Raw genomic sequence first — 23,983 nt, forward strand, 5'->3', positions numbered from 1 at the left:
TCTGAGTCTCACGAACCCCGTGTGACTGTGGCTGGATCGGTCGGCTGAGGAGCCTTTGAGTCCGGTGATACTCAGGTCTCGGCAATCCGTCCCCAACTCCTACTTCCGGAGGCCGCTCATGCCCCAGACCAGTGTGCAGAACGCCGTTCTCGAAGCGTGGCTGTCGGGCGCCGAGAGCGCGTACGGCCAGGCCAACCCCGCGGGCCCGCTCTACGTCGGCGGTAGCGCGGCCGAGGCCGCGCTGACCGACCCGAGCGACTCGCTGTACGGCTTCTGTTCCAGCCCGAGCGGGTCGCACGGCAGCTGGTGCTGCTGATTCCCGAGGGGAGCCGCGGGCCACGGCACTCCCGTGACGGGGAGCGCGCCGGGCCCCGCGGTTCCCCGCTTCTCGTCCAAGCGGCTCGAAGGCGCCGGAGCGCGGCGCGGGATGGGGGCAGTGGCCCGTGAGCGGATCGGCACCGCACGAGCCCGGACAGCAGGACGGACCCGGCAGGGAACGCGACGAGGCCCAGTGGTTCGCCCGGCCCGTGCGGAACCTCGCCCGCCCCTGGCGGCAGGAGCTGGCCCGGCGCCTCGCCGCCGTGGCCGCACTCGGCGGGCGCGAACGGGACGTGATCCTGGAGGCCGGGCACACCGCCCTGCTCACCTCCCTGCACGCGAAGCTGTCCCGCCTCTTCCTGATCGAACTGCACGCGCTGCGCCTGGCGACGGCCGCGGGCCAGGCCGACGCGGGCGCGGCGGCCGGACCCGACGAGGGCACCTGGGCCGCGTTCATCGAGCAGGCGGGCGCGGACGGCTACCTCGACACCCTGGCCCACCGCTACCCGACCCTCGGCGCGCGGGTCGCGTCGGTGGCGCGGCTCTCGGTCGCGGCCACGGCCCGGTTCGCGGAGCGGCTCGCCACGGACCGCGAACTGCTCGGGCCGCTGCTCGGAGCGCCGACGGGCCAGGTGCGCGCCGTCGCGTTCGGGGCGGGCGACAGCCACCGGGGCGGACTGACCGTCAGCCGGGTGGACTTCGCCGCCGGAAGCGTCATGTACAAGCCACGGCCGTCCGCGGCCGACGTGGCCCTGGGCGCGCTCCTCGACGAGCTGTTCGCGGACCTTCCCGGCGCCCCGCCGCGCCACGAGCGGATCCGGGTGCCGCGGACGCTGGCCCGTGACGGCTACGGCTGGGCCGAGTTCGTCCCCCACCGCTACTGCGCCGACGACACCGAACTCGCCGCGTTCTACCGGGGCGTCGGACACTGGCTGGCCGTCCTGCGCTGCACCGGCGGCACCGACATGCACGCCGAGAACATGATCGCCGCGGGCCCGGTCCCGGTGATCGTGGACGCCGAGACGCTCTTCGACGCACCCGCGCCGTTCCCGCCCAGCGGCCGCGGCGACGCCGTCGACGTGGCCGCCGCCGCCATCCGCCGCACGGTGCTGCGCACCGGACTGCTGCCCGTGCGCGGCACGGGCTTCGCGCTCGGCGGCGTGGACATCTCCGGGGTCGGGGCGCTGCCCGGCCAGCAGCCGCTGATCCCGCACCCGGTGATCGCGGGCGGCGGCACCGCGGCCGCCCGCTTCGAGGTGGACCTGGTGGCCATGCCCACGGCGGGCAACCACCCGAGCCCCACCCCGGTCCTGAGCACGTACTGGGACCGCGTCCTGGCGGGCTTCCGCGAGATGACCGCGCACCTGCGGCGGCCCGGCACCGACCCGCACGCGCTCCTGCGCCGCTTCGAGGGCGCGCGGGCGCGGCGGATCCCGCGGCCGACGCAGGCGTACGTCGACATCGGCCGGATGCTGTGGCACCCGGCGTCGCTCCACGACGAACCCGCCGCGGTCGAGCGGGCCCGCGACATCCTGCGCCGCAACGCCGAGGTCCTGCCGGGCGCGCCGACGGACCGCGCGGCCATCGACGGCGAGATCGCGGACCTCCTGGTCGGCGACGTGCCGATGGTCACCTTCCCCGTGGACGCGGCCGTCGTACGCGCCACCGTCGAGGACTGGCGCACCGCCGACCTGGCCCTCGAGGAGGCGGTGATCCAGGACGCCCTGGTGGGCGCGTACCTCAACGAGCGGTCGCTGCCCGCGCGGGTGCAGGCCGCCGCCCGCGACCCGCACGCCCGCGACCGGGAGCGCCGCCGCCGGGAGTTGGCGGCGCGGATGGTGCGGCGGCTGTGCGACGGCGCGGTGCGCGGCGCCGACTCCACGGTCACCTGGATCAGCCCGGTGTTCACCCCCGCCGGATGGTCCATCAGGGTGCTGCCCGCCGACCTCTACACCGGGCAGGGCGGGGTGGCGCTGACGCTCGCGGAGTACGACAAGGAGGTGCGGGCCGGGCGCGCGGAGGAGGTACCGGGCGTCGCCGAGACGTTCGCGGGGGCCCTGCGGGTCCTGGTGAGCACCGAGGACGTCACGCCGACGCCGTCGCCGGGGGCGTTCAGCGGTGCCGCGTCACAGGTGTGGACGTGGCTCGCGCTGCACCGGGTGCTCGGCGAGGACCGGCTCCTGGAACGGGCCGCCGTGCGGGCCCACCTCTTGGAGGAGGGCCCGCTGGTCGACGACGACGTCGAGGTGGACCTCCTCAACGGGGCGGCGGGCGGTGTCGTCCCCCTGCTCGGTCTGGCCGCGGCGACCGGGCAGGACCGCTGGCTGGCCGCGGCCGCGCGCATCGGCCGCCGCCTTTCCGGCCTGGCCGTCGTCGACGAGAGCGGTGCCCGCTGGCCGACCCGGCTCAACCCCGAGGGCATCGGGGGCTTCGCCCACGGCGCCACCGGCATCGGCTGGGCCCTGCTGCGGCTCGCCCTCACCGACGCCGGAACGCCCGGCGAGCGACGCGGCTGGGCCCGCCTCGCCGAGCGGGCCTTCGCCTATCAGGAGTCCCTCTACCGCCCCGAGCACGGCAACTGGCTCGACGTGCGCATCGGCGCCGAGGAAGACTTCTTCACCAGCTGGTGCCACGGCAGCACGGGCATCGGCATCGGCCTGCTGGACCTGCACCGGCGCACGGGCGACCCGGCCCACCTGGACATGGCCCGGCGCGCCGCACGCGCCTGCGCCGCCGAGGGCTTCGGCTGGAGCCACACCCTGTGCCACGGCGACCTCGGCCTCTGGGAGTTCCTGACGGCCCTGGGCGCCGACGACCCCCAGGGCCTCGACGGTGAGATCCTGACCGGCCTCGAACAGCGCGGCCCGGTCGGCGGCCTGGCCCGCGAGGCGTTCTCACCGAGCCTCATGTCCGGCCTCGCGGGAGTGCTCCACACCCTCCTGCGCATGCACCCCGCGGCACAGCTGCCCAACCCCCTGCTGCTCGACTGATGGCCCGCCCGGCCCGGACCGGCCTGTGCCGTCAGCCGTCGAAGCGGTCGCGGGAGGCCTCGATGTCGCCGAGGTGGGCGTGGGTCCAGCCGCACATGCCGTCGACCACCGCGCGCAGGGCCCGGCCGGGCGGGGTGAGGGTGTACTCGACGCGCGGCGGCACGGTGGGGTGCACGGTCCGCTCCACCAGGCCGTTGCGCTCCAGCATGCGCAGGTTCTGGGTGAGCATCTTGTGGCTGACGCCCTCGACCTCGTTGCGCAACTCGGTGAAGCGCAGGGTGCCTTCGCCGAGCGCCTCGATGATCAGGAACGCCCACTTGTTGGCGATGTCCGAGAAGATCTCCCGCGCCAGGGAGTCCGCCCGCCTCAGATCGGCGTCCTCGGGCAGGCCCTTGAGCTGCTGCTTGGTCACCATCGGGTTCCCCCGTTACGGAAAAGTGCGTTCTTCCAGGTTGGCGCTCACTCTCCTACGGTTTCCGAGTAACCACAAGAGAGCGGCTCGGCGGATCCGGTCCACTCGCCGCCGGGGTCCTCCCTGTCCCGAGACCCGCACCAGAAGGATGAAATCGATGACCACCGCTGATGTCTTCCCGTTCGACGTGCGGGCCGAGAGCGACTTCGGCTACGTCCCCGGCCAGGTCGTCGAGATCAGCCTCGTCGTCGACGCCCGGCCGGGCGGCTGAGGTCACCGCCTGAGCCTGCGGTCGATGACGCGCTGCGCGGAGTTGATCGCGACACGGATGTCCGCGATCTTCGCGCCCTGCTGGCGCGAGAGTTCGAGGGCCTCGGTCACCGACTTCTTGTCGGAGATGCGTTTGGTGAGCCTCTTGGCGCACTCGGTGCTCAAGACGGTCGTCTGATACGCCTCGATCGTGGCGACGACGGCACCGAACGGGATCTTCGGGAAGCGCTTCTGCGCCTGCCTGACGAGGCTGAGCTCCCTCCTCAGACCGTCGAGGTCCGCATGGGTCGCCGCCAGCGACTGGAGGGTGTCGAGCTCGACGACGACCTTGTCGAGCACCACGTAGTCCTTCTCCAGGAGCTTGGCCCGCTTGTCGCGCCAGCGGTGGACGGCCGCGGCGACGAGTCCGATCGCGGTGAGGAGAGCGGCCCAGGTGAACGTGTCGTTGAAGCCGCCCGAAGCCGCCGTGCTGGCCTGAAACAGACCGCTCTCGCAGATGTCATCCGTGTTTTGCCACGGAAACGAAGAGCATGGGGGCACCATGAGGTTGTCCTAACCGGGAACTAGGAGGATGCCCGGCGGCCAGGTCCTGGACAGATCGGCCGGCGAGCGTCTGAAGGTTCTCCGTGCGGCGGTGACACGGCGCACGTCACAGCTGCGGCCTCGGGCTCCACCAAGCCTGGGGCCGCGGTCGTTCAGGGCCGCGGCGCCCCGTCGGACGGTGCTATCGCGTGCGGCCGCCGGGGCGCGGACGAGCCGGGCGGCGACGCGGTCGGCTCCGGGCGGACGGCCCCGCGGACACGTACGAACCGCGGTGTTTCCTGGTCATCCGTTCTCCGTACGGGGGGCCACGAGGGGAATGAGGGCATCGGCTCTTCCGTGATGGGGTCGAGGTGCAAGGCAGGAGTCGTGGACGGGCCGCGACCGCGCGGCGTCCGCCACAGGATCGGCGTACGAAGTCCCGGCGGCGGCGTGCGGAGCCGCGGCTAGTCCCCGGGGTGCTGGGGGATGAGGCGCGCCAGGATCCGATGGCGCTGCCGCCAGCCCGGGTTGTTGCGGACCACCGAGATCCGCACGTCGTTCGTCGCGGTGTACAGCGTCGCCATCCCGGCTCCCAGTTGCAGGGCCACCGCTGTCGAGATCCCCCAGAACAGCAGCATCGTGACGGTCATGCAGATGCTGACCATCACGGCGCCGAGCGGCATCGCCGCGTTCGGCACCTTGGCGATCGTGCTGTGCGTCCGTGCCCGGGTGGACCGGCGTTCGTCGCAGCAGGCCTTGTGGACGGTGTCGGCGTAGGCCCGGACATGCTTCTCCGGGTCGAACGAATACGTACGGAACTCACCCATCGGAGCCTCCTCCTTGGCGGTGCTGGTGGTGCAGGGCCTGGTCATCGATTCCCTCTCGTCACTCACGTGCCGCTTCACGTGGGCACGGGCTCGCGTCGCCGCCCGGACAGGAGCCACTCGAGACCGTCGACGTCGACCTGGTCCTCGGTCATGGTTTTCCAGGCGTTGCTGAAGTGGGCCTTGACGCAGTCGGTCGTGATCCCCATCGCGCCCGCGATCTCGGGCCGCGGCATCCGCATGACCCCGGCCATGTGGAAGACCTCCTTCTGGCGCTCCGTGAGGTTTCCGTCGCTCACGTAGTGCAGGCCGCCGAGGATCGTCTGCTTCTTCTCGGCCGGATCCCATCCCGGCGGCAGGTCGGCGTCGTTCAGATGTTCGTCGAGCTGCCTCGAAAGGAGTGGAGGCAGATGCTCCAGATAGAACGTGACGGGCTCCGAGCGGCCGGACAGGATCGCGCTCCGGTGCTTGCGCGCCTTGGCGATGGTCCTGCCCCGGAACTCGACCCAGTTCGACCTGAACCGGCGGGCCTCGGAGGCGTGGTACTCGGCTGCCTCCTTGCGCACCCACTCCTGGACGTCCCACACGGGTGCCCCACCGAGGTAGACGTCCCGGAAGAGCGTGAACACGGCGCGTTCGTCCGGCAGTTGTCGGTGGAAGATGAAGCTCACTGGGGCCTCCCGTGACGTCCCGAGCGAGATGAATTTCGGACTGACGCCGAACGTACTCAGCGGCGCCCCCGGCGGGTTTAGAGCCCGGAGCAAACCACCCTGACCTGCGCGAACAGCCCTGCTTCAGCAGTAGGTCGGCCGTCGCCCGGATGGCTGACCACGGGGTCAGGGCAGGCGGCGGGCCCGCGCCGCGGAGGTGCGGCGCGGGAGGTGTGATGGGGTACGCCGTATGGATCTCAGACGAGTGTTCCCAGGGCGCGCGTGCGCCGGGGTGGGGGACCGTGGCGGGAAGGCGGCCGGGTGTTCCGCCGCCCGAACGGAGGGCGGATCATGAGCGAGAGCCCCGCACCGAACCCGCCTGGCCCCGCACCGAACCCGCCTGGCCCCGCACCGAACCCGCCTGGCCCCGCACCGAACCCGCCTGGCCCCGCACCGAACCCGCCCGGCCCCGCACCGAACCCGCCCGGCCGCGCCCAGGAGACGTATGCCGCGCCCCCGTTCGACCCCGAACTGAGCGTGGCCCTCGCGGCCTTGGCCACGGGCCCCAGGGAGCCGATCACCCCCGACAACCTCCAGGAGCGACGGGCGCGGGACGCTGCGTCGCGCCCCCGGCCGACGGCCGAAGACCTGCGCGCCGACGGCCGCTTCGCGGTGACGGAGCTGTCCGTACCGGGGCCGCCGGGCGCACCCGACGTGACGCTCGTGAGCGCCCGGCCCGCGGGGCTCGCGGGCCCGCTGCCCCTGCTGTACTACCTGCACGGCGGCGCCATGGTCATGGGCAACGCCTGGTCCGTGCTGCCGCGCGTCCTCAGCGAGTGGGCGCTGCCGCTGGGCCTCGCGGTGCTCTCCGTCGAATACCGCCTCGCTCCGGAGACGCCGTACCCGGGACCGCTGGAGGACTGCTACGCCGGACTCGTCTGGGCGGTCGAGCACGCGGCCGACCTGGACGTCGATGCGGACCGCGTCATCATCGGCGGCAAGAGCGCGGGCGGCGGGCTCGCCGCGGCCCTGGCCCTGCTGGCCCGTGACCGCGGCGGCCCCGAAGCGCTCGGGCTGCTGCTGCTCTGCCCGATGCTCGACGACCGCAACAGCACGCTCTCCAGCCACCAGATGTCGGGCCGCGGGCTGTGGGACCTGACCTCGCACACGACCGTGTGGAAGGCGGTACTCGGCGAGCGCCACGGCGCCGCGGACCTGCCGTACTACGCCGCCCCCGCACGCGCCACGGACCTCTCCGGGCTGCCCCCGGCCTATGTCGAGGTCGGCTCGGCCGAGATGTTCCGCGACGAGGACGTCGCGTACGCGAACGCGATCTGGCGAGCCGGTGGCCAGGCCGAGCTGCACGTGTGGTCCGGCGCCTACCACGGCTTCGACGGCATCGCCCCGAAGGCGGCCGTGAGCCTGGACGCCCGGGACGCCCGCACCCGCTGGCTGAGGCGTCTGCTCGCGCAGTCGGGCGCGTGAACGGCGCTCGACACGGTCCCTGTCCGTGCGAAAGCCCGTGACCGGCTGGGTGGGCCGGTCGCGGGCTGGGGTGTCGCGGGGGAGGGGGGTTTGCTGTCAGGCGGTGTAGCCGAGGACGAGGGCGGCGACGATGGTGGCGGTGGTGGACATGGGGGCTCCTCGGGGAAACTGCTGAGCGGATCAGGTGCTGGGGAAGGACGGCTGCTTTCCGGTCTCGCCGGGGTTGCCGTCATGGGTCTGACGCACCGGCGCCGGAGAATGTGACAGGTCAGCGCGACTTTCTTTCCGCTCTCGTGCCGCCGGGCGGGCCCCCGGACGCGCGAACGGCACACCACCCCTCGGGTCGTGTGCCGTACGCGTGTGCTCGGGTCGCGTCAGCGCTGACGCAGCGCCTCGCGGATGGTGGTGAACAGGTCGGTCTGGTTGGTGACGCCGAGGACGCGGTACGCCTGCGGGCCCTGGGCGGCGATGCGGACCTGGGTGCCGGTGTGCTCCTGGGCCTTGCCCGGGGTGTTGGTCGAGTAGTTGACCTTCAGCTGCTGGCCCTCGTCGGTGACCAGGGTGGAGGTCAGGCCGGGCGGCTGCGCGTCCAGCGGCACGATCTGGCTGGTGTGGCCGTGGTCGGCGGTGGTCACCACGAGGGTGTCCGGGTGCTTGGCGGCGTAGGCGCGCGCCACCTTCACCGCGCGGTCGAACGCGGCGGTCTCACCGATCTGGCCGCACGGGTCCGCCGCGTGGTCCTGCTTGTCGATGGAGGCACCCTCGATCTGCAGGAAGAAGCCCTGCTTCGACTGCTGCTTCTTCTGCTTGGCCTCGAGGAGCTTGATGGCCTGCGTGGCCTGGTCCGCGAGGGCCGGGGTGCCGTCCGGGCGGTTCGGGTTGGAGGTGACGCAGCGCTGCGGGTCGGTGCCGCCGACGGCGGCGGGCTTGCCGGTCCACTCCGTGGCCACGTTGCCGTCGGCGAAGAGGCCGAGGACGGGCTTGCCCGGCTTGACGTTCTTCAGCGAGGCCTTGTCGGTGACGACCTGGTAGCCCAGCTTCTTCGCCTGCTCGGTGACCGTGCGGCCCTTGTACTTGCCGTCGGTGACCTTCTGGTCGAAGCGCTGCTTGCCGCCGCCGAGGAGCACGTCCACCTTGTGGTTGACGCTCTGCTCGGCGATGGAGCCCGGGCCGCCCTTGGCGATGGTGTCGGCCGGGCACTTGGCCATGTCGGCGGGGCCCTGGCAGCTGCGGTCGGTGGCGTGCGAGGCGAGCACCGCGGGGGTGGCGTCGGTGAGTTCGGCGGTGGTCACGGAGCCGGTGGCGTAGCCCCTGCGCTGCGCGAGCTCCAGGATCGTCGGGACGGCCTTGTCGGTGTCCGGCGTCTTGGAGATGCGGCCGTTCACGGTCTTGTGGCCGGTGGCCCAGCCGGTGCCGCTGGCGGCGGAGTCGGTCACGTACTCCGGGGAGCCGTCGGGGTGCACGGCGTACGTCGTGTAGCTGCCCGTGAGCGGGAACTTGTCCATGTTCAGGCGGCCTGCCGCCCCCACGGTGTAGTCGCGGGCCAGCGTGATCTCCGAGTCACCCATGCCGTCGCCGATGAGCAGGATGACGTTCTTCGCCTTCCCGCCCTTGATCGCGGCCTGGGCCTGCTCCTTGCCGCCCGAGGCCCCCGCCGCGGCGGTGACCGCGACAGCGGCGGTGGCGGTGGCGGCGACCACGGAAGCGGCGACTATGAGAGTACGGGGGGACCGGCGCGGTCTGGACATGCACGACTCCTCGATCGAGTACTGGACTTGTCGGACACTTCACCAGCGCTATGTGAACCGGCGGGAACGCTCCGGCGATGTTTCCCTGACGTGCGCGTGACACGAAGTGGATCTTGCCGATCGGGGATGGCGCGCGGCCGCCCCCTGGGTCCCTTCCCGCACCGGCCGTGCGTACCCACCGGGGTGCGCCCCCGGCGCCTCATCCGGCCAATCACATGGGATCATGGTCCTGACCAGGGGAAACCCAGAAATAGAAGGATGAGGCAGTACATGTTCGACGCCCTGAAGAACCTCAAGAACCTGAAGGACAAGGCCGAGGACCTGGCCCAGACCCACGGTGACAAGATCTCGGGCGGTCTGGAGAAGGTCGGCGACTTCATCGACGGCAAGACCGAGGGCAAGCACAGCGACAAGATCGACACGGCCGTGGACAAGGCGCAGGGCTTCGTCGGGAAGCTGGGCGACAAGAAGGCCTGATCCGGCGGGAAATGCGAAGGCGGCCGACGCCACGGCTGCCTAGGCTCCCCCCATGTCGAGATCGGAACTCCAGCGGATCAACGCCTTCCTGGCCGCCTTCGCCCGCCGTCAGGCCGGACGTGTCGTGGACCTTCCCGGCGGGTTCGCCGTCCACGACGACGCCTTCGCGCACTCCCGCGCGAACAACCAGGTCGTCATCGAGGGGGCCGTCGACCCGGAGGCGCTGCCCGCCCTCGCGGACCGGGCCCTCGGCCACCTGCCGCACCGGCTGGTCTCCGTCCTCGACGACGCGGTCGGAACGGCCTGCGCGGAGCCGCTGATCCGGGCCGGATACTCCCACTCCGCCTATCTCGTCATGCTGCACGCGGGCCCCGTCCACGACGGCGGAGCCGCGGACGAGGTGGACCTCGACGCGCTGCGCACTCCGCTCACCCGCCGCTGGCGGGACCTCCTTCCGGACGTCGACGACGAGGTCGTACGCCATCTCGTCGACCGGCGCGAGGCCCGTCGGCGCGGCGCGGACGTCGTCCGCTTCCTCGGTGCGCGCACGGCAGGAGGCGAGGTCGCCTCGTGGGCCGACCTCTATCTGGACCCGGCGACCGGCCTGGCCCAGATCGAGGACCTGGTCACCTCGGAGGCCCACCTCGGGCGCGGCCACGCCGACGCCGTTCTGAACACCGCCCTGCGCGCGGCCGTCGACGAGGGCTGCGGCACCCGGTTCCTCACCGCCGACGCGGCGGACTGGCCGCGTCACTGGTACGAGCGCCGCGGCTTCTCCGCCATCGGCGTCACGCACTGCTTCGAACGGGGCTGAGCCCGCGACCCGCCGCCGTGCCGGACGGGCTCCGGGACTGGTGCCTGCCGGGTGGCATGCCGGGGGTTAGCCCCCGCCCGAGTCGGGTGGGTAGCGGGATCGTCCTGAATGATCACTTCCGGAAATGCTGGGTGTCGGCACCAACCGCCGATATCCCTACGATTTCCCCGGAGTTGACCCGTGCGTGAACAGGCAGGACAGGCATACCGCGCTCCCGGACGGCAGCAGAGCTCTCCCGGGCGACAGCAGAGCGGACGGTGGCGGCGCGGCCGCCGCGGCATCGGGCGGGCCGCGGTCGCGGTGACCGCCGGTGTGCTGTCGCTCGGCGCCCTGGCGCCGTCGGCGGCCTCCGCCGCGCCCGCCACCCGGCCGGACCCCGTGCAGAAGGGCCTGAACGCCTTGGTGCGCGACGGCGGCCCGCCCGGCGCCCTGGCGAGCGTGACCGACCGCGACGACCGCACCCGCAGCTACACCGCGGGCGTCGGCGACCTGGCCACGGGGGCGAAGGTGCCCCGGGACGGACAGGTGCGCATCGGCAGCAACACCAAGGCCTTCACCGCGGTGGTGGTGCTGCAACTGGTCGGTGAGAAGAAGGTGAAGCTCGACGCCTCCGTCGACACGTACCTGCCCGGCCTCGTCCGCGGGGACGGCATCGACGGGCGCCGCATCACCGTCCGTCAGCTGCTCCAGCACACCAGCGGGCTGCCCAACTACACCGACTACCTCGACTTCCCGGCCGTCCAGCACCGGTACTTCGCACCCCGCGACCTCCTCGACATCGCCCTGAAGCACAAGGCCCGCTCCGCCCCCGGCGAGAAGTGGGAGTACAACAACACCAACTACGTCCTCGCCGGGCTGATCATCCAGAAGGTCACCGGACGCCCCCTCGCCGAGGAGATCGACAAGCGCGTCATCCAGCGCGTCGGGCTGCGCCACACCTACTTCCCGGCCGTCGGCGACCAGACGATCCGGGAGCGGCACCCCCAGGGCTACATCAAGAACCCGGACGGCGGGCAGCCGCGCGACTTCACGAAGATGGACCCCTCCTGGGCCTGGGCGGCGGGTCAGCTCGTCTCCACCAACGCCGACGTCAACCGGTTCTTCGGCGCGCTCCTGGACGGTGACCTCCTGCCGAAGGCCCAGCTCGCCCAGATGCGCACCACGATCCCGGCCAAGGCCCTCGGCCCCGGCGTCCGTTACGGCCTGGGGCTCGTGAGCAGGCCGCTGTCGTGCGGCGGCGTCGCCTGGAACCACGGCGGTGACATCGACGGCTTCGAGACCCGGGGCGGCGTCACCGAGGACGGCCGCGCCGCCAACGTCGCGGTGACGCGCATGCCGGACAGCGAGGCGGAGATGCGGCGCGTGGAGAAGGTCGTGGACACGGCTCTGTGCCGCTGACCTCCGGCACGGCCGGGGGTGCACTCAGGTCCACCCCCGGCACGGGGGACACTCGGATGTCGAGGTGAGCCGCGCGCCCGTAGCGTTCGGGGCATGAGCGATGAATCACGCAAAGCCCGTGCGCACAGGGCGAGTCGGGGCGTGCGGCGGGGCCTTGCCGGAGCGGCTGCCCTGCTGCTCGCGGGCCTGGCCGCGGCGCCCGTCGCCGCCGCCGGGGAGCGGAGCACCGGGGAGCGGAGCACCGGGGAGCGGAGTGCCGGGGAGCGGAGCGCAGGGCGCGGCGACCTCCTCTCCCTGGTCCCCGTCGCCGACCGGGACCTCACGGAGGTCCGGTCCTTCCTCGGCGGTCGGAACGTCGACAGCGGCCCCGCGCGGTACGGCGTGCGGGCCTACCGCCTCACGTACAAGACCGTCGACCCGCACGGCCGGCCCACCACCGCGACCGGCCTGCTGACCCTGCCCAAGGGCGGGACCCACCGGCTCGACGTGGTCTCCGACACGCACGGCACGATGGTCAACCGGGACTACGCGCCCTCGGCCGGGGAGGACTTCGGGCGGGTCGCCTCGTATCTGCACGCCTCCGCGGGGCGGGCCGTCGCCGCGCCCGACTACCTCGGGCTCGGCGGCGGGCCGGGCCTCCATCCGTACATGGACACCCGCTCGTCCGTCACCGCCTCGGTCGACATGCTGCGCGCCGCTCGCGCCGCGGCGGGAAAGCTGGGCCGCCCCCTCAACGGCGACGTGTACGCCACCGGCTTCTCGCAGGGCGGTCAGGTCGCGATGGGCCTCGGACGGGCGCTGCGGGAGGGCGCGGACCGGCACTTCAGGCTCCGGGCCCTCGCCCCCGTCAGCGGTCCGTACGACCTACAGGGCCAGGAGCTCCCGGCCCTGTACGACGGCAGGGTCAACGACGTCAGCGGCGTTCTCTACGTGTCGTACTGGTTGGTCGCGCAGAACCGTCTGCACGCCATCTACAAGGACCCGGCCGAGGTGTTCCGGAAGCCGTACGCGCACCGCGTCGAGGGTCTCTTCGACGGCAACCACGAGGAGGAGGACATCCTCGGCGCGCTCGCGCCCACGGTGAAGGACCTGCTCACGCCGGACTTCTACGAGAAGCTCAAGCACCCGAGCGGCGGTCTGCTGGACGCGGCGCGCGAGAACGACCGCACCTGCGACTGGAAGGCCGACCTGCCGGTGCGGCTGTACGCGGGGACGGCCGACACCGACGTCCCGATCGCCAACACGCGCAGTTGCGCGGCCCGACTGGCGCGCCACGGAGCGCCCGCGCGGATCGTCGACCAGGGCGCCGTGGACCATTTCCGGTCGTTCGTGGTGTCGGCGCCGCAGGTGGTGCGGTGGTTCGACGCGGTGGGGCGGCGGTAGGCGTTCCCCGCCCGTTGCGGGCACGCGGAGCACCCCGCCGGTCGACGGGGTGCTCCGCGTGCCCGCGCGTGTCAGGCCCCGTCGGCGGTGGCCGCCGTCACCGCCAGTTGCACGCGGCTGTGGCGGGGCGTCTCGATCTCGTCGAGCAGGGCGATCGCGAGGTCCGCGTGGGAGATCCGGCCCGGCCCTTCGAGGACGGTGCCGACGGCGGTCCGGTAGCCGCCGGTGGGTTCGGCGTCGGCGTTCAGGTCGAGCGGCGGCACGACCATCAGCCAGTCGAGCTCCGGCCCCGCCGTGGACAGGAGCTCGAACTCCGCGACGTGCCCCTGGGCGAAGGCCCGCCAGTCCGCGGGGAAGTCCGCGCCGTCCATGATCCGTACGCCGGGGGAGGTCTCCAGCGTCGTGGCGATGCCCAGGACCAGCAGCCGTCGCACCCCCGCCGCCGCGAGCCCCGCGGTCAGCGCGCGCGCCGCCGCCGTGAAGTAGTCCTCGGAGCCGATGTCGAGGCGCGCCGACGCGTTGACCGCCGCACGGTGACCCGGGGCGAGCGCCGCCACCGAGCGCGGATCGGTCACGTCACCCTGGACGACGGTGACCCGCTCGCCGCCCAGGTCCTGGTACTTGGCGGGGTCACGGACCACCGCCGTCACCCGGTGGCCGCGCGCCACCGCCTCGGCCACCGCCGCCCGGCCGACGCGTCCACCCGCTCCGAAAATGATGAGGTCGTTGTTCATGACGCCGACGTTAGGACGGGGGTGGCTGGTTACTGCAAAGGTACTGGGCTAGCGTCGGGCCGGTGAACCAGTCCTTGCCCGCACAGATGCCCTTGCCCGCACAGACGCCCTTGTCCGCGGAGATGTTCGACGACCCCGGCTGCTCCGACCGCGCGGCGCCGTTCCGCGTCGGCGACAAGTGGACCGCAATGGTGTTGCGCTGTCTGGAGGGCGGCCCGCGCCGGTTCACCGAGCTGCGGGTCCCGCTGCACTGGGTCACCCCCAAGGTGCTCACCGAGACGCTCCGCTCGATGGAGCGCAACGGCTTCCTGAGCCGGACCGTGCACGACGAGAACCCGCCGCGCGTGGAGTACGAGTTGACCGCCCTGGGGCGTTCGCTCCTGGAGCCGCTGGACGTCGCCTGCGACTGGGCGCGTACGCATGTGCCGGACATCGTCGCGGCGAGGGAGGCCTACGCGGCGGACTGAGCCGGCCGGTCCTCCGGGGCACCGACGCCCGTCCCGCCCCCGGGAGAGCCGGGCGGAGGGCCGGGCCGAGAGGTGGGCCCGCCGCGACGGGGGAGCACGGCGGGCCCGGCCATCAGTGTGCCCGAGCGGGCGCCGGCCATGCGTCCCGGGTTTCGGATTTGGCCGAGTGTCTCCGGTGCCGAGCCCACCGCGTTCGGGACCATTCGGCCTGGAAGGAGACAAGTGGCGCGCCCGCGGCGGGGGAGTCGTACGAAAGGCTCTGGCGCCCGACGGCTGGCCAGATACGGTGCTGGGCATGGCGAACAGCACGAGCACCGACCACGACCTGCCCGGATACGCCTTGCTGATTGCCGCCGAGCCACCGGTGCGCCACCCGTTCGCCGTCACCGCCCAGCTGCCGCCCCTCGCCGCTCTGCCGCCGGCGCGGCTCGTCGGCACCCGGCAGGCGAGCGCCGTCCAGTTGGCCAATCCCGAGGATCCCCAGACCGTGCTGACGTGTCTGCGGACGGCCGCGGCCGCCGAGGGGCACCTGCTCGTCCACGTCGCCGGGCACCTGGTCGTCGACACCCGCCAGCACTTGCTCCACTTGGCGCTCGCCCGCACCACGGCACGTACGGTCCGCTACACGGCCCTGCCGTGGCACTGGCTCACCGCCGAGCTGCGGCACCGGCCACCAGGCACGACGACCGTGGTCGCCGCCCTGGCCGCCGACACCGCCGTCTGGCAGGCGCTCGTCCGCCGTGCACAGGTGCTCGACGGCCCTTACGCCCTGTACGGAGCCGTGCAGTGGGAGGACCGCCACCATCGGCCCGCCCCTGCCTACACGCGGGCCTTCGCCCACATCCTGCGCACGGTTCCGGCCACGCCTCCCGCGCACGTTCTGCACGAGCAGGCCGTGGAGGCGGCCGCCTCCGACGTCGACGAGGCCGCCACTCTTTGGCTGGGAGGCATCGCTCCGGCAGACACGGGGCCGCAGCCCCCGGTCGGCGTCCCCGCGCCCGGGACGGCACCGGTCGCGCCCGCCGCGGCCCTCGCGCCCGTCGTCCCCGCACAGCCGACCGCGCCCGTCGTCCCCGCGCAGCCGACCGCGGCCCTGGCCGTCGCGGATCCGCACCGCGCCATCAGCGAGGCGAGCCGGGCCGGGCGGCACGCCGAGGCCGCCGCCATCGCCGCCGCGTGCGAGCAGAACGCCCTGCGCGGCCACGGCGCGACCTCGCCCGAGGTGGCGCACTGGATCGAGGTCCGCGCCTTCCTGGCCTTCGCCGAGGGCGCCTTCGACCGGGCCTGCGAGCTGTGGATGCGCGGCGCCGTGACCCGTCTGATGGCCGAGCAGCCCGAGAGCGACCCGGCCGTCGTGGAGGCCGTCGACCGCGCTCACCAGGCCTGGCACCGGGTCACCGACACCGGCCGGATCCGCGAGCTGGGCACCGAACTGCTCAGCCTGCGGACCCGGGTCACCGGCAGCGACGGGGCCCGCGAGGACGTGCGACAGCGCCTGGCGAGGCTCACCGAGGCCGACGGCTCCGTCGGTGCGGTCAGCCGAACCTGATCCCCTGCGGCCGGTCGCCGCCGAACTCGAGCCGCGTTCCCTTGAAGACGTAGATCAGGAAGTCGGTGCACTCCTGGTCCCGGTACAGCGCGGCGTCCGTCCCCGTGCCGTTGGTGACGTTCACCGCAGGGGACTCGAAGTAGGCGCAGACTCCGTCCGGCGGATTCTCCTTCCGGTGTTCCACGCCTTGTGCGTCGGTGTACTTCAGGACGCCGATGGCCGCGGCGGATTCGCCGGGGAAACCGGCGAGGAGCGCGAAGGACAGGGCCGGGGCCAGGACCGCCCGGCCCGCGCGGCGCAGGGTGTCTCCCACGGCCGTCACGCTCCCAACTTGGCGCTGCGGGGCTTCGTCGCGCCGAAGACCAGGGACGAGCCCGCGTGGATGGGGATGAGGAAGGTGTTCTCCTCACAGAGGCTGCCGGTGAAGAGCCTGCCGTCGGTGTCGGTGAGGTTGGCGACGCTGACCGCTTCGGCCGTGAAGCTGTAGCAGACGCCGTTGGTCGGGTTGTCTCTCGCGTGGTCGATCCCGCTCGCGTCGCGGAAGCTCAGCGTGCCGTTGGCCGCCTGCGCCTGGGCGGAGAGGCCGGTGACGAGTGCGAATGCGGCACCGGTGGCCGCGGCGGCCCTCGCGATACGTCGCCCGGTACGCCTCGGGGTGTCCATGGCGTGTTCCCCCTTTCTGAGCCTTCGTCCGTACGAAGGGCTCTATGTCCGAGAGAGTCCGCTGATTTCAAGGTCTTTTGAAGGGCCGACTCCTGTCATCACCCATGTGGGTAAGGCAGTTCGCACACCATTCGAGCGAGGGAACGCGTGGTCGAGCGGGGGCGGGTCCGGACCGGGTCACCCGTGCGCCGTTCCCATGCGGGCGCTCTCACATAAGGCCACGTCAGAGCCGATTTGCCCCACCCCGGGGCCGGTATGTCACAGTGGCCGTCCTGTCGGCCGAGCGCCTGACGTTCCCGTGTACCCGTACCCCCTTCCTTGGCAGAGAACGATGCAGGCTACGACTCTTGTCTCCCGGACCGCCGACCTGTTCGACCAGGGCCTGGAGCGTCGGTCCGGCGCCGCCCTGCTGCGCTTCGGCGCCGCCCGGCGCCGCCAGGACGACCGGACCGGCTGGTCCGGCGACGGCGCCGTGGCCTGGCTGGACGCCGGGCGCGGACACGTGTGGAGCGTCGGCGACGCGGCGGCGGCCGCGGAACTCGTGCTGCACGCCGAGCGTGAACTGCCCGGTGCTGTGCAGGATTTCACCGGGCCGCGCGGCAGCGCCGCGCTGGTGGGGGAGCGCCGCGAGCTCTCCGACGTGGTGGAGTGGGTTTTCCGCTGGACGCTCGTGGAGCCGCCCGTGATGCGCAATGAGGAGCGCGTGGCCGAGCTCGGCGCGGAGCACCACGAGGAGTTGGCCGCCTTCCTCGGCGAGCACAGTCCGGGCCACTCCACGGGCCCCGGCTCCGCCGACGTCAGCCTCTGGGCCGGGATCCGCGACGGCGACGGGCGGCTCGTCGCCTGCGGCGCCCTGAGCAGCCTGCGCGACAGCGGGGCGCCGCTGATGGCGTCCGTCGCCACCGACGCGGCCCAGCGCGGCCAGGGCCTGGGTGCCGCGCTCACCGCCTGGCTGACCAGGTACGCGGTGCGCGAGCACGGCTTCTGCACGCTGTGGCAGATCGCCGACAACGTCCCCGCGCGCCGGTTGTACGACCGGCTCGGCTACCGCGACGAGGACCTCTGCGTCTCGGCGCGCATCGTCGGCGCCGCGTGAGGCCGCGGGGCGCGGGAACCCCGCCCGGCGCCGTGCTGGAGGCGGCGGTTCACTCCCCGCGCCCGGCCCGGCCGTGCACGGCTGTGACGTGGGTGACGGCGGCGGACAGCTGGGCCTGGGTGGCGTCCGGCAGCGGGGCGCCCTTGATGGATCCCACCACCTGCTGAGCGAGCAGGTACAGCTTGACGTTGGTGTTCTGCGAGGTCATGACCAGGACGTCCCACGCCTCCTCCTCGTCGAGGGCGAAGGCGGCCATCAGGATGCCGCGGGCCGTGTCGATGGGGCCGCGGGTCTGCATCGCACGCCGCAGCTGTGCGATTTTGACGCGCAGGCCGTTCTCGGAGTCGTCCGGGCCGTCGGCGGCGGACGGGGCACCTGCCTGCGCGGAGGCCTCCGGCGTGAACAGGGGCAGGGCCCCGGTGAGCGCGAAGACCCGCTCCGCGGCCGGGCTGAGCGCGAGGATCGCGACCGTCTTCGCCTCGTCCAGGGCCCGCTGGCGCACGGTCAGCAGGGTGTTGAGCCCGGAGCAGTCGCAGAACGCGACGCCGCTGAGGTCCACGTCGATGCCCTCGCCGGAGCGGGCGAGGGCCGAGCGCAGCTCGCGGCGCAGCTCCTGTTCCGTGTCGAGGTCGAGATCGCCGCGGACGGTGACCACGAGGCGGTCGCCCTCGGCGCGGAGGCGGACCGTCAGCTCCGACCGCGGCGCCGGGCCGCGGGGGTCGGCGAGCCCCGCGCGGCTGTCGGCCTGCCCGGTCCCTGACTGCGCCGCCTGCGGCATGGTCTTCTCCCCTGGGCTGGAGCGCCTGTGTATCTGCCGTCACCAGGTTCGCCGTCCTGCGGATCCACGTCAACGGATACATGAAATCTGGTTCACGTATTCTCTTGCATGAACTGGCTGGCGTACGATCTGCCCATGGGTGGAGCACCGGAACCGCACACGGGATGGACGTTCATCACCAATCACGCGCGGGTACTCGCTGTCATTGCCGACAACCAGAACGCGCGGGTCCGGGACATCGCTGCTCACTGCAGACTCACCGAACGCGCTGTGCAGAAGATCATCTCCGATCTGGAGCACAGCGGGTATCTGTCCCACACCCGCGAAGGCCGCACCAACGCCTACCAGATCGAGCCGGGTACGATCCTGCGCCACCCAGCCGAGGCCGGGCTCACCGTGGCCTCTCTGCTGGGCCTGCTCGCCCAGGTCGACACCCAGCACGCGGCCGCGCCGCACACCGACCGGGGCCCCGCGCGCGACGGCTGAACGCCACGGCCGGGACACCCTGCGCCGCGGCTCGAGTGAGACTCCGCGCGCCCGTGGGGTACACGGAGCCCATGGTCTCCGGCATCCAGTGGGCTTCCTTCTTTCCCGCCGCGCTGCTGCTCGCCGCCACCCCCGGGGCGAACCAGCTGCTGGCCCTGCGCAACGGACTGCGGCACGGCCCGCGTCCTGCCGTGGGCGCGCTCGCTGGCCGCTTCAGCGCGTTCGCGTTGATGGTCGTCGCCGTGGCAACGGGCCTCGGGGCCGTGCTGACCGGTTCCGCGGTGGCCTTCCACGTCATCAAGTGGTGCGGCGTGGTCTGTCTCGTCTGGCTCGGCGGACGCACGGTGCTCACGGCGGTGCGCCGGCGGCGGGGCGCGGGGCACACCTCGTACACGGAGCGGGAGGCCCCGCCCGCCAGGGGCGACGGCGGGCGCACGGGCCGGCGGCTCGCCCGGCAGGAGTTCGTCGTCGCGGCCTCCAACCCGAAGGCGCTCCTTCTGTTCGCCGTGTTCCTGCCGCAGTTCCTGGGCAACGGCGTCGACGAGGCGGCGGTGCCGCTGCTCCTCCTCGGCGCCGCGTACATCGCCGTGGAGTTCCTCTGCGCGTGTGGGTACGCCGCCCTGGGCGGGCGGTTGCAGAGCCTGGGGATGACGCGGCGGACCCGGCGGGCGCTGGACGCGTGCACCGGGGTCGCGATGCTGGGGCTCGCCGGGTGGCTGGCCGCTGAGCGTCGCTGACCTCGGCTCGTACCGGTCCTGGAGCGGGGACCGCTGCGAGCCGAGGGCGAAGGGGCGGGCGGTGCGGGGTCACCCCGTGACGATCCGGCCGCCGAAGGTGGGGGAGAGGACGTGGGTGAGCGCGTGGTCGACGCGGTCGAACCTGAAGTTCCAGGCGCAGATGCGACGGGGCCGGTTCTCCCCGCGGCAGGGCACGCGTGCGTCGGAGGCACCGGAGGTCACCGTGCCCAGGGCGATCACCCGGGAGAGGCCGCCCGTGAGGCTGAAGACCGGACCTCCGCTGTCCCCCTGGCCGGGACCGTACTGGGCGGCGTCCTGCGACGCGCACCCGGCGGCACCGGGGGCCCAGGACGAAGGTTCTCTTGCGCTGGGTGCCGCGGGACTTGAGCCCGGTCCCGCGCGGAGCCGATCGGTGTGTCATGGCATCCTCGCGTGGCCTGGGGAGGCATCAGGCGGAGGAGGGGCCGGAGCGACGCGGGACGTCACGTTCTTATTCCGCTCAGCGGAGCACCGCGCTACTTGACCTCGCTCAGGCGCCCCGTGGCGACGTCGAAGACGAAGCCGCGGACGGAGTCGGTGTGCGGGACGAACGGGCTGGAGGTGATGCGTTCCACGGACCGGCGTACGTCGTCCTCCAGGTCGGGGAACGCCTCGGCGGCCCAGGGCGGGCGGACCCCGGTCTCCTCCTCGAGCTGTCGCGCGAAGGCGTCGTCGGTGAAGGTGAGCATGCCGCAGTCGGTGTGGTGGATCAGGATGATCTCCCGCGTCCCCAGCAGGCGCTGGCTGATGGCCAGCGAGCGGATCTCGTCGTCGGTGACCACGCCGCCCGCGTTGCGGATGACATGGGCCTCGCCGTCCTTGAGGCCGAGGATCGCGTACACGTTCAGGCGGGCGTCCATGCAGGCGAGGACCGCCACCTGCCGCGACGGGGGGAGGGGCAGCGGGCCGCGGAAGGACGCGGCGTACGCGGTGTTGTGGGCCAGGTACTCGTCGGTCGCGGACACGGCGTCCTCCCCTTCTGAGGCCGGGCCTCCCCGGCATCCGTCGCTCGGCACCGTAGTGACGGGCCCGGCGCGGCGGAAGGCCTCGGCCGGTTCGGCCACGGTCCTGCAACGCCCCCGCAATGAACGCGGGTACGCCGCTCGTGGCCCGCCCGTGGAAGCCGTCACACGATGCCGCTGACCGTCACCGTCACGCGTACCGGGACCGGCGTCGCCAGCGTGGTGCGCGCCGCCCGCGTCACGGCCTCGCGGACCGCGCGGGTCACGTCGACGGCACGGTGGCCCCGGTGCACCACCACGAACACGTCCACGGCGAGCCCATCGGCGTCACGGGCACCCCGCGTGCCGCTCGCGCCACGGACGCGTATGCCCGAAGTCGACGCCGTCGGTGCGCCGTTCGTACGGGGTGCCGACATCGTGGTGGCGCGCAGGCGTCCGGCGAGGCCCGGCCGCAGGAAGGCCACTCCGGGGACCTCGCCCACCGCCGTGGCGACGGCCTCGACGAGCCGCCTGCCGTCGTGTGCCCGGGTCACCATGCCTCGTCTCCGTTCGCGTCGAGCAGATCGGTGATGACCACGTCGACGGCCGCCAGGCGCAGGCCCAGGGCGTCCGCGGCCGCGTCGGCGATCCGGCGCCGTACGCGGTCGGCGACGTCCGGAAGGTCCCAGGACGGGGCGGTCTGGACCTCGATGCGCACGGTCACCGGGGCGCGCGGAGCGCCGCCGGGCCCCGCCGGGGCCACCCGGCAGCTGCCCGCCCGCACCCCCGGCAGCGTCTCGGCGGCCGCGCGGAAGGTGCGCGCGGCCGCCGCCTCGACGATCCACGCGTCCTCGTCCGCCTCGCCCAGGGGGAGCGTGCGGCCGGGCCGCAGTTCGAGGCGGACCACGTCCATGATCCGCGCGCTGAGCGCCGAGGCGTCCGCGGGCCACGCGGAGCGCTGCACGTCGCGGGCCCGCCACACCACGTCCTGCAACTCGTAGAAGCCGTCGAGCGCCGGGAGGCAGTACGGACAGTCCGCGATGTGCGGATCCGGCTCGCCCGCCTCCCCGGCCTCCCACACGGCGGCCAGCCGGCGGCCGCAGGGCAGCCGTTCGTCCTCGGGCGCCGCTCCGCCGCGCATGCCGTCGTACGCGGGCCGCGGCCCGCCCCTGTCGTCGGAGGGCACAAGCCCGTCACCGTCGTACGGGACCGGTGTCTCGTCGCCCGCTCCGGGCCCGCCGTGCTCGTTCACCGCCATGCCGCCATCGTCTCCATCAAGTGGCGGCGCGCCCGGAAGACCCGGGCGCGGGCCGCTCCCGTCGTGATGCCGACCGTCTCGGCCACGGACTCGTACGGCATGTCGTCGAGCTCGCGCAGGACCCAGCACACGCGCTGCTCCACCGACAGGCCCTCCATGGCCTTCGTCAGTTCCTCGACGGCGGCGATGCCCTCCACGGCCCGCGGGGGTGAGACCTGGTGCTCCGGCGCGGCGGGCTCGGGCACGTCGTCCAGGCCCGCGACGCGCGTCCGGCCCCGGAGCAGATTGAGACACCGATTGGTGACGATGCGGTGCATCCACGTGCCGAAGCGAGCGTCGCGGCGGAATTCGGGCAGCTTGCGCCAGGCGCTCACGAACGATTCCTGCACGGCGTCCTCCGCTTCCGTCGGGCTGCCGAGCAGCCGGGTGGCCAGCTGCAGCAGCCGGGGTCCGTGGCGCAGGACGAGCGCCTCGAAAGCCTCCTCGTCCCCTTCCGCCGCACGCACCGCGAGCAACGCGTCGTCGTGCCGGGGGGAAGGGCCGGCCTCCCACGGTGTCCCGTCCTCGTCCCCGGGCACGCTCGCTCCTCTCTGGTGGTCCTCTCCCTACGACCCGGCCGGGGGCGCGGACGTTACGCGACCCTGACCGATTCCTATTCGGTCGAAGAAGTGCGCGCGGATGCGTAACAACCGGCCGGGCACACGGGTCAGAGCAGAAAGAAGGCACCTACGGACACCGTGAGACGAGGAGACGGCCCCATGGCGACACAAGAGCTGGCAGCGAAGGCGAACACGCCCCAGACCGCGGAGCACACCGGCGGCACCCGGCAGAACGCGCCGGGCGTCACCACCCTCACCGGCCGCACCGGAGCCGACGAGCCGGCCGCCACGCGCGGCAGGACGTCCATCGCCGACGTGGTCGTGGTCAAGATCGCGGGCATGGCCACCCGTGAGATCCCCGGCGTGTACGACATGGGCGGCGGCCTGTCCCGCGCCATCGGCGCCGTGCGCGACCGCGTCCCCGGCGGCCGCTCGAACGTGGGGCGCGGCGTGAAGGTGGAGGTCGGCGAGCGGCAGACCGCCATCGACCTGGACGTCGTCGTCGAGTACGGCGTACCGATCACCGACGTCGCCCACGACGTCCGCGAGAACGTCATCGCCGCCGTGGAGCGCATCACCGGCCTGGAGGTCGTGGAGGTCAACGTCGCCGTCAACGACGTGCACCTGCCCGAGGACGACAGCGCCGACAACGGCCCGGCCCGCGTGGAGTGACCGTCCGCGCGCCCGTCGGCCGTGACGTCCTGCCCCTGACATGAGGTGAAGCGTGAGTACAGCCCTGGTGGGTTTGATCGTGGGCATGGCCCTGGGATTCGCCGGCTGGTTCGGCGGCTTCGGCGCCTTCCTGCTGGTGGCCGCGCTCGGCGCGGTGGGCTTCGTGGTGGGGCGGCTCGTGGACGACGGCGTCGGCCTGCGCGAGTTCCTCAGCGGTCGCGGCTCGGAGCGCCGATGACCGCGCCCCCGCGCCCCTCGGCGTCCCGTACGCCCGCCGCGCCGCGCGGCACGACGACCGTCGCCGACCGCGCGGTCCGCCGTGTCGCGCAGCGCGCCGCTGCGGAGACGCCGATCCCCGGCGGCGTACGCGCCGACGGCGGGACGGCGGCCGTGCGGGGCGCGAACGCCCGCGTCGGGGTCACCGTGGCGCTGCCGTACCCGGGCGGCCTCGACGCCTCGGCCCTGGCGGTGCAGCGGCACGTCACCGCGCGCACCGCCGAACTCACGGGCCTGGCCGTGCGACCCGTCAGCGTGCGCGTCCGGGCCCTGGAACGGCAGGCCCCCGACCGGCCCCTGGACCGGCCGGAGCGGGGCCCCGAGGAGCCGGGCGGCCCGCCGGGAGCCCCCTGCGCGTCCTCACCCGTGACCCTGGCCGAGCCCGGCCCGCGCGCCG

29 protein-coding genes are annotated in these 23,983 nt (G+C 73.1%); 14 read left to right on the top strand and 15 right to left on the bottom strand.

Annotation, left to right across the window (positions count from 1 at the left end):
- Nucleotides 1-118: 118 nt before the first annotated feature.
- Nucleotides 119-316 carry a DUF6229 family protein gene (locus C9F11_RS41405; RefSeq protein ID WP_138965559.1) on the top strand — a complete coding sequence of 66 codons (198 nt, stop codon included), beginning with the start codon at nt 119-121 and terminating at the stop codon, nt 314-316.
- A 127-nt stretch (nt 317-443) separates the two neighbouring features.
- The gene (locus tag C9F11_RS41410) at nt 444-3,308 is read left to right on the top strand and encodes a type 2 lanthipeptide synthetase LanM family protein (RefSeq protein WP_138965561.1); all 2,865 of its coding nucleotides are present in this window, start codon (nt 444-446) and stop codon (nt 3,306-3,308) included.
- A gap of 31 nt (nt 3,309-3,339) precedes the next feature.
- On the opposite strand, the gene C9F11_RS41415 is transcribed toward C9F11_RS41410, so the two are convergent.
- From C9F11_RS41415 to C9F11_RS41430, 4 genes are all read right to left on the bottom strand, one after another.
- Complete coding sequence (locus C9F11_RS41415) at nt 3,340-3,723, bottom strand: helix-turn-helix domain-containing protein (protein WP_138965563.1); 384 nt, start codon at nt 3,721-3,723, stop codon at nt 3,340-3,342.
- A gap of 270 nt (nt 3,724-3,993) precedes the next feature.
- Nucleotides 3,994-4,533, bottom strand: a complete 540-nt coding sequence (locus tag C9F11_RS41420; RefSeq protein WP_138965565.1) for a hypothetical protein — start codon at nt 4,531-4,533, stop codon at nt 3,994-3,996.
- A 443-nt stretch (nt 4,534-4,976) separates the two neighbouring features.
- Entirely contained in the window at nt 4,977-5,384 is a 408-nt protein-coding gene (locus C9F11_RS41425) for a hypothetical protein (RefSeq protein WP_138965567.1), read from the bottom strand.
- A gap of 29 nt (nt 5,385-5,413) precedes the next feature.
- The gene (locus tag C9F11_RS41430) at nt 5,414-6,007 is read right to left on the bottom strand and encodes a hypothetical protein (protein ID WP_138965569.1); all 594 of its coding nucleotides are present in this window, start codon (nt 6,005-6,007) and stop codon (nt 5,414-5,416) included.
- Nucleotides 6,008-6,538: 531 nt separating this feature from the next.
- Here C9F11_RS41430 and C9F11_RS41440 point away from each other — a divergent pair.
- Complete coding sequence (locus C9F11_RS41440; RefSeq protein WP_249402105.1) at nt 6,539-7,471, top strand: alpha/beta hydrolase; 933 nt, start codon at nt 6,539-6,541, stop codon at nt 7,469-7,471.
- 374 nt (nt 7,472-7,845) lie between these two features.
- Here C9F11_RS41440 and C9F11_RS41445 read toward each other — a convergent pair whose 3' ends face one another.
- Nucleotides 7,846-9,219, bottom strand: coding sequence for an alkaline phosphatase (locus tag C9F11_RS41445; RefSeq protein WP_138965571.1), 1,374 nt, complete (start codon nt 9,217-9,219; stop codon nt 7,846-7,848).
- A 270-nt stretch (nt 9,220-9,489) separates the two neighbouring features.
- Between C9F11_RS41445 and C9F11_RS41450 the strand changes: the two genes are divergently transcribed.
- The 4 genes from C9F11_RS41450 to C9F11_RS41465 all read left to right on the top strand — a co-directional run bounded on the left by C9F11_RS41450 (nt 9,490) and on the right by C9F11_RS41465 (nt 13,291).
- A complete protein-coding gene (locus C9F11_RS41450) occupies nt 9,490-9,696 on the top strand; it encodes an antitoxin (protein WP_138967604.1) in 207 nt (68 codons plus the stop codon).
- 52 nt (nt 9,697-9,748) lie between these two features.
- Nucleotides 9,749-10,510, top strand: a complete 762-nt coding sequence (locus C9F11_RS41455) for a GNAT family N-acetyltransferase (protein ID WP_138965573.1) — start codon at nt 9,749-9,751, stop codon at nt 10,508-10,510.
- Between the two features lie 279 nt (nt 10,511-10,789).
- Nucleotides 10,790-11,908, top strand: coding sequence for a serine hydrolase domain-containing protein (locus tag C9F11_RS41460; protein ID WP_249402282.1), 1,119 nt, complete (start codon nt 10,790-10,792; stop codon nt 11,906-11,908).
- Between the two features lie 93 nt (nt 11,909-12,001).
- Nucleotides 12,002-13,291, top strand: a complete 1,290-nt coding sequence (locus tag C9F11_RS41465; RefSeq protein WP_138965577.1) for an alpha/beta hydrolase — start codon at nt 12,002-12,004, stop codon at nt 13,289-13,291.
- 71 nt (nt 13,292-13,362) lie between these two features.
- Here the strand turns inward: C9F11_RS41465 and C9F11_RS41470 are convergent, their stop codons facing one another.
- Nucleotides 13,363-14,025, bottom strand: a complete 663-nt coding sequence (locus tag C9F11_RS41470) for an NAD(P)H-binding protein (protein ID WP_171076022.1) — start codon at nt 14,023-14,025, stop codon at nt 13,363-13,365.
- A 122-nt stretch (nt 14,026-14,147) separates the two neighbouring features.
- On the opposite strand from C9F11_RS41470, the gene C9F11_RS41475 reads away from it, so the two are divergent.
- Both C9F11_RS41475 and C9F11_RS41480 read left to right on the top strand, forming a co-directional pair.
- A complete protein-coding gene (locus tag C9F11_RS41475) occupies nt 14,148-14,492 on the top strand; it encodes a helix-turn-helix domain-containing protein (RefSeq protein ID WP_249402283.1) in 345 nt (114 codons plus the stop codon).
- Between the two features lie 295 nt (nt 14,493-14,787).
- Nucleotides 14,788-16,041, top strand: coding sequence for a hypothetical protein (locus C9F11_RS41480; protein WP_138965579.1), 1,254 nt, complete (start codon nt 14,788-14,790; stop codon nt 16,039-16,041).
- On the opposite strand, the gene C9F11_RS41485 is transcribed toward C9F11_RS41480, so the two are convergent.
- Together C9F11_RS41485 and C9F11_RS41490 are read right to left on the bottom strand one after the other, a co-directional pair.
- Nucleotides 16,028-16,363 (bottom strand): hypothetical protein, encoded by a 336-nt coding sequence (locus C9F11_RS41485; RefSeq protein ID WP_138965581.1) that lies wholly within the window; start codon nt 16,361-16,363, stop codon nt 16,028-16,030. The genes C9F11_RS41480 and C9F11_RS41485 overlap by 14 nt on opposite strands.
- The gene (locus C9F11_RS41490; RefSeq protein WP_138965583.1) at nt 16,360-16,704 is read right to left on the bottom strand and encodes a hypothetical protein; all 345 of its coding nucleotides are present in this window, start codon (nt 16,702-16,704) and stop codon (nt 16,360-16,362) included. Before C9F11_RS41490 ends, C9F11_RS41485 begins: the two co-directional genes overlap by 4 nt.
- A 331-nt stretch (nt 16,705-17,035) precedes the next feature.
- Here C9F11_RS41490 and C9F11_RS41495 point away from each other — a divergent pair, with 331 nt between their 5' ends.
- The gene (locus C9F11_RS41495; RefSeq protein ID WP_138965585.1) at nt 17,036-17,800 is read left to right on the top strand and encodes a GNAT family N-acetyltransferase; all 765 of its coding nucleotides are present in this window, start codon (nt 17,036-17,038) and stop codon (nt 17,798-17,800) included.
- Nucleotides 17,801-17,849: 49 nt separating this feature from the next.
- Here C9F11_RS41495 and C9F11_RS41500 read toward each other — a convergent pair whose 3' ends face one another.
- Nucleotides 17,850-18,578, bottom strand: coding sequence for an anti-sigma factor antagonist (locus C9F11_RS41500; protein ID WP_138965587.1), 729 nt, complete (start codon nt 18,576-18,578; stop codon nt 17,850-17,852).
- A gap of 135 nt (nt 18,579-18,713) precedes the next feature.
- On the opposite strand from C9F11_RS41500, the gene C9F11_RS41505 reads away from it, so the two are divergent.
- Nucleotides 18,714-19,064: a MarR family transcriptional regulator gene (locus C9F11_RS41505; RefSeq protein ID WP_138965589.1), complete on the top strand. Its 351-nt coding sequence runs from the start codon at nt 18,714-18,716 to the stop codon at nt 19,062-19,064.
- Between the two features lie 53 nt (nt 19,065-19,117).
- Complete coding sequence (locus C9F11_RS41510; RefSeq protein ID WP_249402106.1) at nt 19,118-19,801, top strand: LysE family translocator; 684 nt, start codon at nt 19,118-19,120, stop codon at nt 19,799-19,801.
- Between the two features lie 69 nt (nt 19,802-19,870).
- Here C9F11_RS41510 and C9F11_RS47830 read toward each other — a convergent pair whose 3' ends face one another.
- The 5 genes from C9F11_RS47830 to C9F11_RS41530 all read right to left on the bottom strand — a co-directional run bounded on the left by C9F11_RS47830 (nt 19,871) and on the right by C9F11_RS41530 (nt 22,617).
- Nucleotides 19,871-20,041, bottom strand: coding sequence for a hypothetical protein (locus C9F11_RS47830; RefSeq protein WP_171076023.1), 171 nt, complete (start codon nt 20,039-20,041; stop codon nt 19,871-19,873).
- Between the two features lie 275 nt (nt 20,042-20,316).
- Nucleotides 20,317-20,805 carry a carbonic anhydrase gene (locus C9F11_RS41515; RefSeq protein ID WP_138965591.1) on the bottom strand — a complete coding sequence of 163 codons (489 nt, stop codon included), beginning with the start codon at nt 20,803-20,805 and terminating at the stop codon, nt 20,317-20,319.
- A gap of 161 nt (nt 20,806-20,966) precedes the next feature.
- Nucleotides 20,967-21,338 carry an Asp23/Gls24 family envelope stress response protein gene (locus tag C9F11_RS41520; protein ID WP_138965593.1) on the bottom strand — a complete coding sequence of 124 codons (372 nt, stop codon included), beginning with the start codon at nt 21,336-21,338 and terminating at the stop codon, nt 20,967-20,969.
- Nucleotides 21,332-22,039, bottom strand: a complete 708-nt coding sequence (locus C9F11_RS41525) for a hypothetical protein (RefSeq protein WP_249402107.1) — start codon at nt 22,037-22,039, stop codon at nt 21,332-21,334. Before C9F11_RS41525 ends, C9F11_RS41520 begins: the two co-directional genes overlap by 7 nt.
- Complete coding sequence (locus tag C9F11_RS41530; RefSeq protein ID WP_249402108.1) at nt 22,030-22,617, bottom strand: RNA polymerase sigma factor; 588 nt, start codon at nt 22,615-22,617, stop codon at nt 22,030-22,032. Before C9F11_RS41530 ends, C9F11_RS41525 begins: the two co-directional genes overlap by 10 nt.
- 180 nt (nt 22,618-22,797) lie before the next feature.
- Here C9F11_RS41530 and C9F11_RS41535 point away from each other — a divergent pair, with 180 nt between their 5' ends.
- Both C9F11_RS41535 and C9F11_RS41540 read left to right on the top strand, forming a co-directional pair.
- Nucleotides 22,798-23,310 (top strand): Asp23/Gls24 family envelope stress response protein, encoded by a 513-nt coding sequence (locus C9F11_RS41535; RefSeq protein WP_138965595.1) that lies wholly within the window; start codon nt 22,798-22,800, stop codon nt 23,308-23,310.
- A gap of 52 nt (nt 23,311-23,362) precedes the next feature.
- Nucleotides 23,363-23,548, top strand: coding sequence for a hypothetical protein (locus C9F11_RS41540; RefSeq protein WP_138965597.1), 186 nt, complete (start codon nt 23,363-23,365; stop codon nt 23,546-23,548).
- Here the strand turns inward: C9F11_RS41540 and C9F11_RS49120 are convergent.
- The gene (locus C9F11_RS49120) at nt 23,520-23,816 is read right to left on the bottom strand and encodes a hypothetical protein (protein ID WP_249402109.1); all 297 of its coding nucleotides are present in this window, start codon (nt 23,814-23,816) and stop codon (nt 23,520-23,522) included. The two genes, C9F11_RS41540 and C9F11_RS49120, sit on opposite strands and share 29 nt — an antisense overlap.
- Nucleotides 23,817-23,983: the final 167 nt, after the last annotated feature.

Source organism: Streptomyces sp. YIM 121038 (assembly GCF_006088715.1).
Lineage (GTDB): Bacteria > Actinomycetota > Actinomycetes > Streptomycetales > Streptomycetaceae > Streptomyces.

Coding starts and splice junctions, on each gene's coding strand:
- C9F11_RS41480 (WP_138965579.1), top strand. CDS start 14,788: ATGGCGAACAGCACGAGCACCGACCACGACCTGCCCGGATACGCCTTG.
- C9F11_RS41465 (WP_138965577.1), top strand. CDS start 12,002: ATGAGCGATGAATCACGCAAAGCCCGTGCGCACAGGGCGAGTCGGGGC.
- C9F11_RS41500 (WP_138965587.1), bottom strand. CDS start 18,578: ATGCCGCAGGCGGCGCAGTCAGGGACCGGGCAGGCCGACAGCCGCGCG.
- C9F11_RS41450 (WP_138967604.1), top strand. CDS start 9,490: ATGTTCGACGCCCTGAAGAACCTCAAGAACCTGAAGGACAAGGCCGAG.
- C9F11_RS41425 (WP_138965567.1), bottom strand. CDS start 5,384: ATGACCAGGCCCTGCACCACCAGCACCGCCAAGGAGGAGGCTCCGATG.
- C9F11_RS41455 (WP_138965573.1), top strand. CDS start 9,749: ATGTCGAGATCGGAACTCCAGCGGATCAACGCCTTCCTGGCCGCCTTC.
- C9F11_RS41445 (WP_138965571.1), bottom strand. CDS start 9,219: ATGTCCAGACCGCGCCGGTCCCCCCGTACTCTCATAGTCGCCGCTTCC.
- C9F11_RS41535 (WP_138965595.1), top strand. CDS start 22,798: ATGGCGACACAAGAGCTGGCAGCGAAGGCGAACACGCCCCAGACCGCG.
- C9F11_RS41490 (WP_138965583.1), bottom strand. CDS start 16,704: ATGGACACCCCGAGGCGTACCGGGCGACGTATCGCGAGGGCCGCCGCG.
- C9F11_RS41415 (WP_138965563.1), bottom strand. CDS start 3,723: ATGGTGACCAAGCAGCAGCTCAAGGGCCTGCCCGAGGACGCCGATCTG.
- C9F11_RS41525 (WP_249402107.1), bottom strand. CDS start 22,039: ATGGCGGTGAACGAGCACGGCGGGCCCGGAGCGGGCGACGAGACACCG.
- C9F11_RS41420 (WP_138965565.1), bottom strand. CDS start 4,533: ATGGTGCCCCCATGCTCTTCGTTTCCGTGGCAAAACACGGATGACATC.
- C9F11_RS41495 (WP_138965585.1), top strand. CDS start 17,036: ATGCAGGCTACGACTCTTGTCTCCCGGACCGCCGACCTGTTCGACCAG.
- C9F11_RS41470 (WP_171076022.1), bottom strand. CDS start 14,025: ATGAACAACGACCTCATCATTTTCGGAGCGGGTGGACGCGTCGGCCGG.
- C9F11_RS41475 (WP_249402283.1), top strand. CDS start 14,148: ATGTTCGACGACCCCGGCTGCTCCGACCGCGCGGCGCCGTTCCGCGTC.
- C9F11_RS41505 (WP_138965589.1), top strand. CDS start 18,714: ATGGGTGGAGCACCGGAACCGCACACGGGATGGACGTTCATCACCAAT.
- C9F11_RS41520 (WP_138965593.1), bottom strand. CDS start 21,338: ATGGTGACCCGGGCACACGACGGCAGGCGGCTCGTCGAGGCCGTCGCC.
- C9F11_RS41405 (WP_138965559.1), top strand. CDS start 119: ATGCCCCAGACCAGTGTGCAGAACGCCGTTCTCGAAGCGTGGCTGTCG.